The sequence below is a fragment of the Mycolicibacter senuensis genome (assembly GCF_002101885.1).
In the GTDB taxonomy this organism is placed as follows: Bacteria; Actinomycetota; Actinomycetes; order Mycobacteriales; family Mycobacteriaceae; genus Mycobacterium; species Mycobacterium senuense.
The window spans coordinates 44,455-58,017 of sequence record NZ_LQPS01000046.1 but is presented as its reverse complement, the minus strand read 5'-3'; the positions used below and the strand labels follow the sequence as shown (position 1 = coordinate 58,017).

General features: G+C 67.6%; 13 protein-coding genes. 2 read left to right on the top strand and 11 right to left on the bottom strand.

Features of this window, described 5'->3' with window-relative positions:
• Positions 1-3: 3 nt before the first annotated feature.
• Genes AWC24_RS17835 through AWC24_RS17805 form a run of 7 tightly spaced genes read right to left on the bottom strand, consistent with a single transcriptional unit; the run spans position 4 to position 7,590 of the window.
• Entirely contained in the window at positions 4-2,229 is a 2,226-nt protein-coding gene (locus AWC24_RS17835) for an acyl-CoA dehydrogenase family protein (RefSeq protein ID WP_085087334.1), read from the bottom strand.
• The gene (locus tag AWC24_RS17830) at positions 2,226-3,236 is read right to left on the bottom strand and encodes an NAD-dependent epimerase/dehydratase family protein (RefSeq protein ID WP_085087331.1); all 1,011 of its coding nucleotides are present in this window, start codon (positions 3,234-3,236) and stop codon (positions 2,226-2,228) included. Before AWC24_RS17830 ends, AWC24_RS17835 begins: the two co-directional genes overlap by 4 nt.
• 34 nt (positions 3,237-3,270) lie before the next feature.
• Positions 3,271-3,708 carry a nuclear transport factor 2 family protein gene (locus AWC24_RS17825; protein ID WP_085087328.1) on the bottom strand — a complete coding sequence of 146 codons (438 nt, stop codon included), beginning with the start codon at positions 3,706-3,708 and terminating at the stop codon, positions 3,271-3,273.
• Positions 3,705-4,625 carry an IclR family transcriptional regulator gene (locus AWC24_RS17820; RefSeq protein WP_085087325.1) on the bottom strand — a complete coding sequence of 307 codons (921 nt, stop codon included), beginning with the start codon at positions 4,623-4,625 and terminating at the stop codon, positions 3,705-3,707. The genes AWC24_RS17825 and AWC24_RS17820 overlap by 4 nt, the downstream gene beginning before the upstream one ends.
• Before the next feature lies 1 nt (position 4,626).
• Entirely contained in the window at positions 4,627-5,463 is an 837-nt protein-coding gene (locus AWC24_RS17815) for an SDR family oxidoreductase (protein ID WP_085087322.1), read from the bottom strand.
• Between the two features lie 7 nt (positions 5,464-5,470).
• Positions 5,471-6,286: an SDR family NAD(P)-dependent oxidoreductase gene (locus AWC24_RS17810; protein ID WP_085087320.1), complete on the bottom strand. Its 816-nt coding sequence runs from the start codon at positions 6,284-6,286 to the stop codon at positions 5,471-5,473.
• A gap of 41 nt (positions 6,287-6,327) precedes the next feature.
• The gene (locus AWC24_RS17805) at positions 6,328-7,590 is read right to left on the bottom strand and encodes an amidohydrolase family protein (protein ID WP_085087317.1); all 1,263 of its coding nucleotides are present in this window, start codon (positions 7,588-7,590) and stop codon (positions 6,328-6,330) included.
• Between the two features lie 25 nt (positions 7,591-7,615).
• On the opposite strand from AWC24_RS17805, the gene AWC24_RS17800 reads away from it, so the two are divergent.
• Positions 7,616-8,449 (top strand): AraC family transcriptional regulator, encoded by an 834-nt coding sequence (locus AWC24_RS17800; protein ID WP_085087315.1) that lies wholly within the window; start codon positions 7,616-7,618, stop codon positions 8,447-8,449.
• An 11-nt stretch (positions 8,450-8,460) separates the two neighbouring features.
• Positions 8,461-8,856 (top strand): carboxymuconolactone decarboxylase family protein, encoded by a 396-nt coding sequence (locus AWC24_RS17795; RefSeq protein WP_165757758.1) that lies wholly within the window; start codon positions 8,461-8,463, stop codon positions 8,854-8,856.
• On the opposite strand, the gene AWC24_RS17790 is transcribed toward AWC24_RS17795, so the two are convergent.
• Genes AWC24_RS17790 through AWC24_RS17775 form a run of 4 tightly spaced genes read right to left on the bottom strand, consistent with a single transcriptional unit; the run spans position 8,849 to position 13,563 of the window.
• Positions 8,849-10,021: an acyl-CoA dehydrogenase family protein gene (locus AWC24_RS17790; protein WP_085087313.1), complete on the bottom strand. Its 1,173-nt coding sequence runs from the start codon at positions 10,019-10,021 to the stop codon at positions 8,849-8,851. The genes AWC24_RS17795 and AWC24_RS17790 overlap by 8 nt on opposite strands.
• Positions 10,022-10,034: 13 nt before the next feature.
• Positions 10,035-11,102 carry an acyl-CoA dehydrogenase family protein gene (locus tag AWC24_RS17785; RefSeq protein ID WP_085087310.1) on the bottom strand — a complete coding sequence of 356 codons (1,068 nt, stop codon included), beginning with the start codon at positions 11,100-11,102 and terminating at the stop codon, positions 10,035-10,037.
• 2 nt (positions 11,103-11,104) lie between these two features.
• On the bottom strand, positions 11,105-11,947 hold the full coding sequence (locus AWC24_RS17780; RefSeq protein ID WP_085087307.1) for an amidohydrolase family protein: 843 nt from the start codon (positions 11,945-11,947) through the stop codon (positions 11,105-11,107).
• A complete protein-coding gene (locus AWC24_RS17775) occupies positions 11,944-13,563 on the bottom strand; it encodes an acyl-CoA synthetase (RefSeq protein WP_085087304.1) in 1,620 nt (539 codons plus the stop codon). The genes AWC24_RS17780 and AWC24_RS17775 overlap by 4 nt, the downstream gene beginning before the upstream one ends.

The following is a 13,563-nucleotide window of genomic DNA, read 5'->3' as shown; positions in this document are numbered from 1 at the left end:
CAGTCACTTGCGGGGCAGGCCGAGGATCATCTGGGCGATGACATTCAGCTGGATCTCGTTGGTGCCGCCGCCGATCAGCTCGGCCGGCGACAGCAGGTACGGTTCGACGACGGCCGGGTCGGAGTCGGTGGTCATCGCCAGCCGCCCGGCAATGGCCAGGGTGGCCCGGAAGGTGCGGCGCAGCAGGACGTTCATCGCCACCTTGGCGATGCTTGACGCCGCCCCCAGGCCCTGCCCGTCCAGCAGCCTGATGGTCTCGCGTACGCCGAGCGCCTTGATGGCGTTGGTGTAGGCGTCGAGCTCGCCCAGCGCCCGAGCCGCGTCGTCGCACTGCCGGCCCGGGGTGGCGGCGATCCGCCGCAGCGCAACGGCTCGGTCGTTCTCGACGTATCCGCTGATCGCGGAACGTTCTTCGGCCATGGTGGCAAGCGCCAGCTGCCAGCCACCGGTGGGCTCGCCGAGCAGCATGTCATCGGGGACGAAGACGTCGGTGAGGAAGACCTCGTTGAACTCGGAGTCGCCGGTGACCTGCACGATCGGCTGGACTTCGATCCCTGGCGAGCGCATGTCCACGATGAAGTAGCCGATACCGCGGTGTTTGGCGGCGTCGGGGTCAGTGCGGGCCAGCAGTGCGCCGTAGTCGGCGCGTTGCGCACATGATGTCCAGATCTTGTGTCCGTTGACGCGCCAGCCGCCGTCGACCTTAACCGCCCGGGTGGTCAGCGACGCCAGGTCGGATCCGGCTCCGGGTTCGCTGAAGAGCTGGCACCAAGCCAGCTCACCGCGCTGGGTAGGCGGAATCAGCTGCTGCTGCAGGGCATCCGGCGCTGCCCGCAGTAGCGACGGCAGGATCCATTCGGCGATGCCCAGCGACGGCCGCACCAGGGCAGGGCGGTTGGCGAACTCCTCGACGATGATGAGCTGCTGCAACGGGGTGGCGTCGATACCCCACGGCGCCGGCCAGTGCGGCGCGATGAGCCCGGCTTCGGCGATCAGGGTTCGCTGCGGACCTGTTTCGAAGTGCGGGTAGTCGCCTTGCCGTCCGGGTCCGTCGTTGCGCAGCGAACTCGCGGCATCGAGTGTCGCGGCGATCTCCGCCCGGAACTCGGCTTCGGCGCCCCCGAGATCGACGGTGAAGTCCCGCTGCCGCGTGGTCGTGAGCTCGCCGAGGCGCCGCGCCCAACCGGTGGCGGCGCCGATCGATGCGGCGATGCTGGTGGCGCGGCGCCAGTACAGGTGCAGGTCGTGTTCCCAGGTGAATCCGATGGCACCGAACATGGTCAGGGTGTCCAGGACGGCGTCCGGGCACGGCGCGATGGCGGTCAGCGCCGCAGCGGCGGCCGCCATCTCATGCTGTTCGGCGTCGTCGGAGGCCGCGCGAACGGCGTCCCAGGCGGCGGCGCTGGCCAGTTCGCTGTTCACCAGCAGCATGGCCGCTTGGTGTTGCAGCGCCTGGAATGTCCCGATCGGCTTGCCGAACTGTTCGCGGGTGCGCAGATGTTGGGTGGCCGCCTGGACGCACCATCCGGCGATACCTGCGGATACCGCCGCGGCGAGCCCGACGGTGAGCCATTCGGCGCGGCTGGGGTCGATACCGGGCACGACGTCGGCCGCCGCCACGGGGTAGCCGGTAAACGTAATTGTTCCCACGTCGGTGAGCAGATCGGTGCCCGCGGCCGGCCGGACCGCCACTTCCGGCCGGGACATGTCTACGGCCAGCCAGATCGGCGTACCGTCGGCAAGCTCGGCGCAGACCAGCGCGAGCCGCGCCGAACAGGCGCCCGAGAGCAGTTCGGCGGCACCGTCGATCAGCCATCCATCGCCGGTCGGATGCGCGGTGAGCGTCGCGTACTGCGGCAGCAGCACAGTCGCCGGCGCACCCGATGACAAGGCGCCCAGAAACGCCTCGCGGGCGGGTGTCTCGTCGGCCAGCAGCCCGACCGCGCCCGCAGTGACCGTCGCCAGCAGCGGCCCCGGCAGGGACGCTTTTCCGGCGGCCTCCAGCACACAGGCGGCGTCCAGCAGACCTCCGCCCTGCCCGCCGGACGACTCGGGCAGGTGGATGGCGTGAAAGCCGTTGGCCACCAGCTCCGGCCACCACCCCGGCAGCTCCCCTGCCGCCAGCGAATCGAAAGCGTTGCGGGTGTCGGCGATCGGCGCATGCCGGGCGACGAATCGCCGCAGTGATTCGCCGAGTTCCCGCTGCTCAACGGTGAGTGCCACGCTCACGAGCTCTCCTGATTCCTCGCGCGCCGCCAGCTGCGAAAAAAGTCGGCGGCTTGGGCCAGTGCCTCGGTGGCCGGCCGGGGCTCCCAGCCGAGTTCCCGGACGGCCTTGTCGTGACTCATCGGCGACATGATGTGCATCAGCCGTATCGACAGCGGGGTGAGTGCGGTGTCGCGCCGCCGCAGCCGCGCCGCGAACTGCGCGAGACGTCCCAGGACCGACATCACCGCGACCGGCACACCCAACCTCGGTGGCTCGACATCGACCGCGGCGCATGCCGTCCGGTAGATATCGCGAGCGCTCATGAACCGTTCGGCCACGATGTAGCGTTCACCGGGCCTGCCGCGTTGCCCGGCCAAAATCAGGGCGCGAGCCGCATCATCGACGCCGACGACCTCGGCTTGCGCACCGGAGATGTAGAAGGGCAGCTTCCCGCGGACGGCAGCGGCGACCAGCCCGCCGTGCGGGGTGGGCTGCCAATCGCCGGAGCCATAGGTGTTGGCGACACACATCGCCACCGCCGGCAGGCCGTTGTCCCGGTGGTAGCCCAGCACCAGGTTCTCCGCCGCAACCCGGCTTCGGATGTAGTCCCCACCGGAGTCGAGCCAGTTGTGCGCGGTGCGCTCATCGGCCAGACCGTGACCGACCCGGCCGATGGTTCCGATCGAACTGGTGAACACGAACCGGTCCAGTGCCGCGCCGGCCGCAACGTCGAGGACATGGCGCAGGCCGTCGACGTTGGTGCGGTACAACGGTTCCGGATCGCTCAGCCACGCCCGCGCATCGACGACGCAGTAGTAGACGACATCGCAACCGCTCATCGCCGAGCGCACGGCGTCCTGGTCGAAGATGTCACCGCGCCGGACCTCGACATCGAGGCCGTCGATCGCACGTGTCGAGCTGGTGGCGCGGATCAGGACCCGAACGTCGTCGCCGGCGTCGACGAGTTGCCGGGTGACGTGGGAGCCGAGAAACCCGCTGGCTCCGATCACCAATTTCTTTTTCACCATGATTCGCGCCGCTGCCAGTTCCGGCCCTGGGGGATCACTTACCTTGAACCCCACGAAGTTCGAAGCTGCTCAATAGGCGCGTCTGAGTGAAGTGCCGCCGCGAGATGCGCCAGCCGTCCGGCGTCAGTAGTAGTTCGTCACGGTATTGGCCGACCGCATCAACCCACTGTTTGGGATCGGCGGCCAGAGCCTGCACCGTATGCACGTAGGTCACCGCGGTGGCGTGTCCGCCGTCGACCTCGATGACCATGTTGTGCAGCATGTGTTTGGTGTCGCTCATCGCCTCGTGGACCGCGGTCATGAATTCGGTGATCGAGTCGGCGTCGGACCACTTCCCGATCTCGCCGTAGTCGGCGTCGACGTCGTGGGTGAAGCAGGAGCGGAACAGCCCCCAATCCTTGGTATCGATCGCGGTCGCGTACCGCAACAGAACCTCGCTGATATCGGCTTTCGCAGCGGCATCGTCAGTCATGGCGTTACCCCTTCGATGGGTGGATCGGCCCTTGCTACCCACAGTGATTCGATGCGTGTCGCCGTCTCCCGAACAGCAGCACCGAGGTCGCTGACTTCGGCCGGTGTCATGGTGGCGAACGGTGAGGCGCCCACCGACATGGTGACCGTGCCATCCACGTCGTGGATCGGTGCGGCCACGTTGGCGACCCGGTGCTCGGTGCTGTCGAGCTCACCGGGCAGGTAGTCGACCACCGTCAGGTCGGCGAAGGCGCTGGCGAGTCGGGCGGTGATCTCGTCGGGCTGTCCCTCAGCGGCCAGCGCCTGCAGCGCGGAGTACACCCGGACGTACTCGCGGCTCATCCGTTCGATTGCGTAGCCGCGGTTGCGCACCTCGTCGAGCACCGCACCCAGCCGACGGCGCAGTCGCGGCGAAGGAGAGCCGAGGCCACCCACCCACTCTTTTCTGACCTGGGGCCCCGCCTCGGCGACGAACTCCCGGCAGAACGGGGCCACTATCGGCATCCGGAAGCCGACGCTGACCTGCAGCGCGGCGAGCGACTCGCCGACCGCGTCGGTGACCACCACCGTCGGCCCCTGCCGGGTGCCCAGCACGACCTGCATGCCGACATCGTCGGAGAGCCGCTGCAGTTCCGGACGGAACGCCTGTTTGTTGACGGGCCGGGCCAGCGCGGCGAGCGCGGGCCCCCACGAGTAACTGCCCGAGCGTCGATCCCGCACGATCCACTGCCGAGCGGCCAACGTGGTGACGATCGCATGGCAGGTGCCGTGGCTGATGCGGAGCATGCGCGCGATCTCCGACAGCGAGAAGCCGCGTTCGGGATCTGACGCCAGCAGCTCCAGGATTCTGATGACGCGTTCGGTAGGCGGCGACGAAACCGGACGGGCGGGATCGTCTTCGTCGCTATGCGCGGTCATGTCAGGTGTTTTCGGCGGCGATCCGGGCGCGCTCGCGCACCGAGGCGACGACTCCGCCGTCGTTGAGGATGTCGGTGCCGGTGAGGTAGCCCGCCGCATCGCTGACACAGAAGGCGAGCAGTGCCGCCATCTCTTCGGGTTTGCCCCAGCGCGGGACGGCGGCGTCGACGACCAGCGCCCCGGCGCCGGCCTGTTCCTCCAGCCGCCCCATCTCGGTGTCGGTCGAACCCGGTGAGATCGAGACGATGCGCAGCCCGCGGCCGTTGAAACGTTCGGCCTGTGAACTGCTGTACCAGCGCACGAACGCCTTGCTCACCGCATAGGCGATACCCGAACGGACCTCTTGCGGCATCGGTTCGCAGACCGCGGCCATGGCCGCCAGGAACGCGTCGGCGTCGCCCAGGGCCAGTGGGAACTGTCCGGTCGGGATCAGTTCCTCGGGCAGCAGATGCGCGGCCATCGATGCCACGTTGACGATCGCCGATCCCTCGCCGGCGGCGCCATAGAAGGCCTCGTTGACGTTGAGCGTGCCGATCGCGTTGGTCCGCATGACATAGTCGGCGTCGCCCATACTCGGGCTGACCCCCGCGGTGTGGATCACCGAGGTGATCGGCCCGATGGCGGCCGCGGTGGCGAACAGCTCGGCGACGGCCAGGCGATCGGTGACGTCGCAGCTGACCACTGCTGCGGTGATGCCGAGAGCGTCAAGGGTTCTCGCCGCGGTATCCAGCCGGTCTTGCCGGACATCGCAGAGCACCAGCGCGTGCTCTCGACCGACGACCTTCGTCGTGGCCACCCCGATGCCGCCCGCTCCGGTGATCACCGACACCTTCGGCATGACTCCCTCACTTCCCCATTGCGGCGTTGATCGCCTGTGCCATGAATGCGACCGACTCGTTGCGGCCCAGCGAGGCCAACAGTTGCGCCGCACCGGTGACCTGGTCACCCACATATACCGTGGGCCCGTTGGTGAGGTTGTCCAATGCCGCGGTCACCACCTGCTCGACGGGCTCCGCCCCGGCCGGGACGTCCGCCATCGATGCGATCTGCCCGCGTTCGTACTCCAGCCGGCGCAGTGCCGGGGTGTCGGTCTTGCCGAGGATCAGTCCGATCACGTCGACGCCGGTGTGCTGCAGTTCGCTCCAGAGCGCCTCGGCGAACACCATGCCGAAGGCTTTGGACGCGCCGTAGGCCACCATGTTGGGTCCGCCGACGAATCCCGCGCCCGATCCCAGGATCACGATGGCTCCCGCGCCGCGCTGCACCATCTGCGGCGCCAGGGCATGGCAGAGCTGCATCGGCACGACGCAGTTGCGCTGCACCATCGACTCGGCCGCCGAGATGGTGTTGGCCAGAAAGGGTTTGAAGTCGGGGTCGGCGCCGGCGCAGTACACCAGGAAGCCGATAGCCAGGCCATCCACCGCCTGCAGCAGCATGTCTGCCGCGCCCGGCTCTACGAGATCGACTGCCGCCGTACGGGTTCGGACGCCATACCGCTCCGCGATACCGGCGGCCACCTCGTCGAGCAGCTGCTGCCGGCGCGCGACGAGCACGACGTTGAGACCACGTGCGGCCAACGCCTCAGCGAACGCGGCACCCACCCCGTCCGAGGCGCCGACGATCAACGCCCACGGCCCGTACTTGCCAACGTCAACCGTCACATTTTCGAACGATACGTCGAATAATCGACGCAGGCAAGATTCTAGGCTTGCGCCAGCTGCTTCTCCGCGAACCGGCGCGCCCACTCGGCGCGCGGCCGGATCGAGGTGTCCACATCGGTCGCGGTGGCGCGCAGCGCCCCCACCGTGGCTTCCGCGCGCGGGGTCCTTGCGAACGGGTCCCAGCCGAAGAACCGGCAGGAGTTCTCCCAGGTGATCTTGTTGATGTCGGAGTCGCTGGCGCCGACGGCGTTCAGTTCGGCGAGCACCTGCTCGGGGGCGTCCGGCCAAAAACAGTCCGAGTGCGGGTAGTCGCACTCCCAGGCGATGATGTCGATGCCGATCTCGTGGCGCAGCTTCAGCGACGTCTTGTCGGTGACGTAGCAGGCCAGCGAGTGCTCCCGGAACACGTCAGAGGGCAGCTTGTCGCCGAAGTCGCGACGCAGCCACTTCTGGTTGGTGTAGTGCCGGTCGCTGCGGTCCAGGTAGAACGGGATCCAGCCGATGCCGCCCTCGGAGAACGCGAACTTCAGATCTGGGTAGTTGCGCATCGCCGGACCCCACAACAGATCCTGGGCGCACATCGCCGAGATCTGGGTGGCCAGGATGATCAGGTTGTCGATGGGGGCGTTGGGGGCCATGCTGATCGCCCCGAAGCCGGTGCCGATGTGCAGGCACATCACCACACCGGTCTCGGACAGCGTGGTGAACACCGGACCCCAGTACTCCTCGTCGTGGTAGCTGGGCAGCCCCTCCAGGTGCGGCAGTTCGGGCATCGTGACCGCCCGGCAGCCCTTGGCGGCCACGCGGCGGATCTCGGCGCACATCGCCTCGGGGTTCCAGGTCGGCAGGATCGCGATCGGGATGAACCGGCCCGGATAGGAGCCCGCCCACTCGTCGATGTGCCAGTCGTTGTAGGCCGACACCATCACCAGGGTGACGTCCTCGCGGGTCATGTTGAGGTGCCGCGCGGAGAATCCGGTGAAGGTCGGGAAACACATCGAGGCCAGGATGCCGTTGCGGCTCATGTCACGGACCCGTTCGTGCACGTCGTAGACGCCGGGACGCATCTCGGCGAAGCCGGCGGGGTCGCGGCCCCACTCCTCGGCGGGCCAGGAGACCACCGCGTTGAGCCCACTGACGCCTTGCGGGCGGCCCTGATACATCCACTGGTCGACGCCGTGAGCGTCGGTGACGACGATCGGCGCCTCGTCCTTGTATTTGGCCGGTACGTGGCGCAGGAACATGTCGGGCGGCTCCACCACGTGATCGTCGATGCTGACCAGGATCAAGTCGTCGATGTTCATGCCTCTACTAGTACCCTGGAAAACCGTGACCGTCTCCGCGCGTTCGGCCATAAATTTTGCAGAACCGGCCAACATCGATCTGCGTCAGGGCGGTCGTGCCCGGGCCGGCAGCTATCTCTACGAGGGGCAGCACCTCGTCACCGGGTGGCACTCCCATGAGATGCACCAGATCGAGTACGCCGTCGGCGGAGTGGTGGAGGTCGAGACCGCCGCGGCGCACTACCTGTTACCGCCGCAGCAGGCGGCCTGGATTCCGGCCGGGCTGGAGCATCAGGCCGTCATGCGCCCGGAGGTGCGCACGGTGGCGGTGATGTTCGACCCGGATCTGGTCGCGCATGCCGGTGACCGGGCCCGCATCCTGACCGTCTCGCCGCTGATCCGAGAGATGATGCTGCACTCGCTGCGCTGGCCGATCGAGCGATCCGACGGCGACTCCGTCTCCGACAACTTCTTCCGCACCCTGGGGCATCTGGTCTCCGCCGCGCTGGAACACGAGGCGCCGCTGAGCCTGCCCGTCTCCGATCACCCGATCGTGGGCGCGGCGATGGTCTACACCAAGGCGCACCTGTCGTCGGTGAGCGCGGCCGATGTCAGCCGCGCCGTCGCGGTCTCCGAACGCACGCTGCGCCGCCAGTTCGAAGCGGTGATCGGGATGTCGTGGCGGACGTATCTGCTGCACGCCCGGATGCTGCAGGCGATGGCGCTGTTGGCGGCCCCGGATCAGGGGGTGCAGCAGACGGCGACGGCCGTCGGGTTCGACAGCCTGTCCGCGTTCACCCGGGCGTTCACCAAGTTCGCCGGTGAGGCACCATCGAGTTACCACCGCCGGATCAACACAACGCCGCCGGTTACAACGTGAAAGATGAGGGCATGACGGAATTGCGCGCCAAGGGTTTACAGGTTTTCCGGGAGATGCTGCCGGGGGTGCTGCCCGACGGCGACGTCGACTTCCACCACGGATTCGCTCCGGAACTCATGGATATCGGCGTCGAAGGCGTCTTCGGCCGGCTGTGGTCACGCGAAGGCCTGGCACGCCGGGACCGCAGTCTGCTCACGCTCGGCATGCTGATAGCGCTGGGCGCCGAAGAGGAGCTCGAGTCGCACTTCCGCATCGCCGAGCAGAACGGCCTGACCCGCGACGAACTGGCCGAAGTGGTCTATCACACCACCGGTTACGTCGGCTTTCCCGCTGCCAACTCGGCCAGGCAGGCCGCAACACGTGCCTTCGCCAAGCGGGCCGATGACGGCGACGCCGCCGTCACTTGACCACCGGCGGAGAGTAATTCGGCTTGCCCAGTCCCAGCATGTACTGGGCGATCATGTTGCGGAACACCTCCAGGGTGCCACCGTAGATCCCGACCAGCGGAGCGAACCGGAAGATGTAGTCCGACGCCCCGTTGTCGATGGCGCCGTCGGTGCCGATCGGCAGCGCCGATGCACTGCCGAGCAGGTCCATCAGGTCCGGTGAGACGTCACGCATGGTCTGCGCGAGCGCGACCCGGCCGAAGATGGACGGGGCCGACAGGGACGCCTCGACCCGGGCGGCGGCCTTACCCAGCCGGTAGGCCACCGAACGATCCGCGATGCTTCCCGAGTTCCCCACGACCGCGCCCGCCTTGTCGACGGCCTCGGCCATGAAATTCGCCTGGTGCATCATGATCGAGACGTCTTGCAGCCCATCGGGGTCGGCGTCCACCGCACCGTGTTCGACGTTGAGCGGCTCGCGCAGCACGGTCCAGCCGCCGTTGGCCTCGCCCAGCCGGTAGCGGTCGTCGACCCGGACGTCGCTGTAGTAGACGATGTTGGTGCGGTCGCCGTCGACGGTGCGCAGTCCCTGGATCTCGATGCCCGGGGAGTCCAGCGGCACGAGGAACATCGTCAGGCTCTTGTGCTTTCGCGCCTCCGGGTCGGTGTTGGTGATCAGGAAGACGTACTGGCAGTTATGCGCGCCGGTGGTGAACATCTTCGAGCCGTTAATCACCCAGCTCTCACCGTCGCGCACCGCCCGGGTTTTGCAGGTCGCGACGTCGGAGCCGCCCTCGGGTTCGGTGTAACCCAGGCAGAGCCGGATGTGGCCGCTGAAGACACCGGGCAGGATCTCGTCGCACAGCTCCGGCGAACCGAACGACGCCACCGAGCGGGCCACCATCGCGGTGGTCCCCCAGGTCACCCACGGCACGTGCGCGCGGCGTTTCTCCAACTCCCAGATACGCCGGCGCACCCGGGAGAATCCGCCGTCGGTCTCGGTCTTCCATTCCTTTTCCAGGTAGCCGGCGGCGCCCAGCGCCAGGTGCACGCCTTCGTCGAAGTTGTCGCCGGTCTCGCGATCACGGCGCTTGACGTCCTCGGTGACATGGGTGGCCAGGAAACCGCGAGCCTCCTCGAGGAAGGCCAGGTCGTCGTCGGTGAGTTGCGGTCGTGAGAAATCCATGATGGTCGGTGTCCTATTCGGCTGCGCTGTCGGCGGTTTCGCGGGCGGCTGTTTCACGGGCGGCGATGAGCTCGGCGATGCGGCAGGCGCTGGCGCCCGGGTCGCCGCCGGCCAACGGCCAGCCGCGGGCGCGCACCAGATACGCCGTGGCCGCGGCCTCATCGGAGACCCCGAGACCACCTTGGATGTGCACCGCCATGGTCGCGGCCCTGGCGGCCTCCTCCGCCATGAACACGAACGCCGAAGCGGCCAGTTCCGGGCGCTCATCGGGTTCGTTGTCCAGGAACCAGCCGGCCCGGTAGGCCAGGTTACGCCCGCTGGCGACGGTGATGGCCATGTTCGCCAGCGGGTGCGAGATGGCCTGCAGGGTGCCGATCGGCACGCCGAGGGTGTAGCGGGTCTTGGCGAATTCCGCAGCGATGGTCATGGTCTGCTCCACCATGCCGACCAGCGCGGCGGCGGTCAGTAACCGCCATTCGTCCAGTGCCCGCTGGTATTCCGCCAACGCGCCGGCGCCGCTGGCCAGCACGGTCCGATTGTCGGCGGCGGCCGGGTCGATCCAGGCCATCGGCAGCCGGCCGATGTTGTCGACGGTCGCCGGCCGGGTGTCGAACGTCAGGCTGACAATCTCGTCGCCGTTGCGGACGATGATCGCATCGGCGATCGAGCCGGTGGGCAGCAGCCGTGGACCACCAGCGGCATCCTGATGCGGGTCGAAGGCGACCAGCCGGTTACCGCTCACGACGTCGGCGTGCACCGCGCCGAGACGCGCCAACAGCCGGGCGGCGCAGACGTGGTCGATCCACGGCACCGGGGCCAGCGCCCGGCCGATCTCCTCGGCGACCAGGGTGAGGTCCACCAGGGTGGCGCCGTCGCCGCCGTCCGACTCCGGCAGCGCCATCGTGGTCGCCCCCATCGCGCACAGCCTCTCCCACAGATTCTTGTCGAATCCGGATTCCTCGGCGGCGCGGACGGTTTCGATATCGCAATGGGTGGCAAAGAACTGCTTGTAGGCGGCCTGCAGCGCCTGGTGGTCCTCCGTCAGGCTGTAGTCCAGCCTGCGCAGTTCGAAACGGTCCATTTTCAGTTCTCCTGTTCGGGGACGGCGCCGCGGTCGGCGAAGAAGAAGTCAGCAGCGTTGCGGTACAGGTACTTGTCGAGTACATCCGGTGGCAGATCCAGGGCGCGGGCTTCGGGCACTACCCGGTTCATCCGCAGCACCGGCCAGTCGGAGGCGAAGATAATCTTGTCGGCGCCCCGGGTGCGCATGAAGTGCAACAGGGCCTCCGGCAACCGTTTCGGCGACCAGGCCGAGGTCATCAGCCGCAGGTTGCGGTATTTGATCAGCATCCGGATCGCCACGTCCCACCACGGGTCGGCGCCGTGGATCATGCACAGCCGCAGCTCCGGGAAGCGCACGCAGACCCGATCCAGGTGGATGGGATGCTGCACCTCGCCGGGGATCGGCGGCCCGGGAATGCCGGTGTTGACACACAGCGGCAGATCCAGCTCGGCGCACTTGGCATACAGCGGGTAGTAGACGGCGTCACTGGGCGGGTACTGGCCGTCGCCCCAGAAGCTGGGCCCGACCACCGTGTAGACCACCGGCAGGTCGCGCACGATCGCACTCAGTTCCCGCAGCGCCGGTACCGGCCGAAGCAGGTTCAGCCCGCCGATGGCCAGCGCGAAACGATCCGGCCTGTCCGCCACGAACTTTCGCGCGGACACCGACGGCTTGGTCAGGTTGTCCATCAGCACGGCCTTGGTCACGCCGTTGGCGTCCATCTCGTCGAGCAGCGCCGACATGTCGGCCGGCTCGAACATCGACTTGGGCCCCTTGAAGTAGTCGTCGCGCGTTCTGACCATCCAGGACGGCTGTTCGTTCTCGCCGAAGTGCACATTGACCAGACAATCGATTGCTTTCATGCCGTAGGCACCTCTTCGTTGACCTGACGTTTGGCCCAGCGGTAGTCGGCCTTGCCGTTACCCAGCCGGCGCACCTGCGCCACGTGGATGAACTCCTTGGGCACCTTGAAACCCGCCAGCACGGATCGGCAGTGCGCATTGAGTTGTTCGTCGACGATGCGCGAATCCGGCTGCGGCGCCACCAGTGCGACCAGCTCTTCACCCCAACGATCGCTGGGCCGCCCCACCACCAGCGCGTCGGCCACGTCCGGGTGGGCACGCAGCACGTCCTCGACCTCCTCGACGAAGACCTTCTCCCCACCGGTGTTGACGACCAAGGCGTCTCGCCCGAAAAGCCGCAGAGTTCCGTCCTTCTCGATGCCGGCACGATCACCGGAGATCACCATCCGCTGACCATCGATCGCTCCGAAGGTGCGTCGCGTCGCGTCGGCATCGTCGAAATAGCCGAGCGGGATCCGGCCGGTCCGTACCACCCAACCGATCTCGGGATCACCGGGTCCGAGGAATCGGGTCCGGTCCGGTGAGACCACCGATCCCCCGGCCCGCAGATCGAAGGTGTCGCGGCGGGTTTCGCCCTGACTGCGGCCGAAGCCCATGTTGCCGGTCTCCGAGGACCCGTATCCGTTGATCAGGGTGATCTGGGGCAGATACTCCAGCAGCGCCGCCTGATACTTCGGGTTCGTCGCCGCACCGCCGGTGGCGACGGAGTGCAGCGACGACAGGTCGTAGCCGCCCCTGCCGAGCTCGGCGACCAATGGTGCGGCATAGGCATCGCCCACCATCGTCATCAATCCGACCTTCTCGCGCTCAACGGTTCTCAGCGCCTCGCGGGGATCGAACCTGGTGCGGCTGTCGTTGAGGATCACGGTCTGGCCGCTGAGGATCGCCGAGAACGCGGTCCACATTCCGGCCGCGTGCATCAGCGGCGACAGCGCGAACCACGGCGGGCCGGCATTCTGCACCTTCTGGTGAATCTCCGCCGCGGTCGCGTGATCGTCACCGACCATCGACGACACGTAGATGTCACTCTGGCGCCACATGACCCCCTTGGGACGCCCGGTCGTTCCCCCGGTGCAGATCATCAGCAGATCGTCCGGCGACGGCGTCACCGGCTGGTCGGAGTCTCCTTGTGCCAGTGCTTTATCCAGTGATATCGCATCGATTCGGGGGGCTTTCTCATCGCCGTCGTCGATGCGGATCAGCAGTTCGGCGCCGGCGCCCCGGAGGGTGTCGGCGAACTTCGCCTCCAGCGAGGCGTGGTAGATGATCGCGGCCGGGCGCAGATAGTCGAGCAGCTCGCCGGCCTCGGCCGGGGTGTAGTAGTGGTTGACGTTGACCGGGACCGTGCGCGCCTTGAGGCAGCCGATCACCATGTCGGGGTACAAATCGTTGTGCATGAGCAGCGCCACGCGGTCCTGGCCGCACTCCCAGTTCTGCAGCTCCGCACGCTCTCGTCGGGCGCCGAGCCCGCGGCCGGCCAGGAAGTTGGCCAGCCGGCGGGTGCGCTCCGCGGATTGCGCGAACGTGCTGCGACTGTCCCCGCACACCGTCATGACCCGGTCGGGAACAGCCTGCGCGATCTCGTCGAGGACCGCGCCGATAGTCCACTCGCCCAC

Bases quoted from the DNA above. Each gene is read 5' to 3' on its own strand.
- AWC24_RS17825 (WP_085087328.1), bottom strand. From the start codon at position 3,708: ATGACTGACGATGCCGCTGCGAAAGCCGATATCAGCGAGGTTCTGTTG.
- AWC24_RS17785 (WP_085087310.1), bottom strand. From the start codon at position 11,102: ATGGACCGTTTCGAACTGCGCAGGCTGGACTACAGCCTGACGGAGGAC.
- AWC24_RS17790 (WP_085087313.1), bottom strand. From the start codon at position 10,021: ATGGATTTCTCACGACCGCAACTCACCGACGACGACCTGGCCTTCCTC.
- AWC24_RS17780 (WP_085087307.1), bottom strand. From the start codon at position 11,947: ATGAAAGCAATCGATTGTCTGGTCAATGTGCACTTCGGCGAGAACGAA.
- AWC24_RS17820 (WP_085087325.1), bottom strand. From the start codon at position 4,625: ATGACCGCGCATAGCGACGAAGACGATCCCGCCCGTCCGGTTTCGTCG.
- AWC24_RS17795 (WP_165757758.1), top strand. From the start codon at position 8,461: ATGACGGAATTGCGCGCCAAGGGTTTACAGGTTTTCCGGGAGATGCTG.
- AWC24_RS17815 (WP_085087322.1), bottom strand. From the start codon at position 5,463: ATGCCGAAGGTGTCGGTGATCACCGGAGCGGGCGGCATCGGGGTGGCC.
- AWC24_RS17830 (WP_085087331.1), bottom strand. From the start codon at position 3,236: ATGGTGAAAAAGAAATTGGTGATCGGAGCCAGCGGGTTTCTCGGCTCC.
- AWC24_RS17805 (WP_085087317.1), bottom strand. From the start codon at position 7,590: ATGAACATCGACGACTTGATCCTGGTCAGCATCGACGATCACGTGGTG.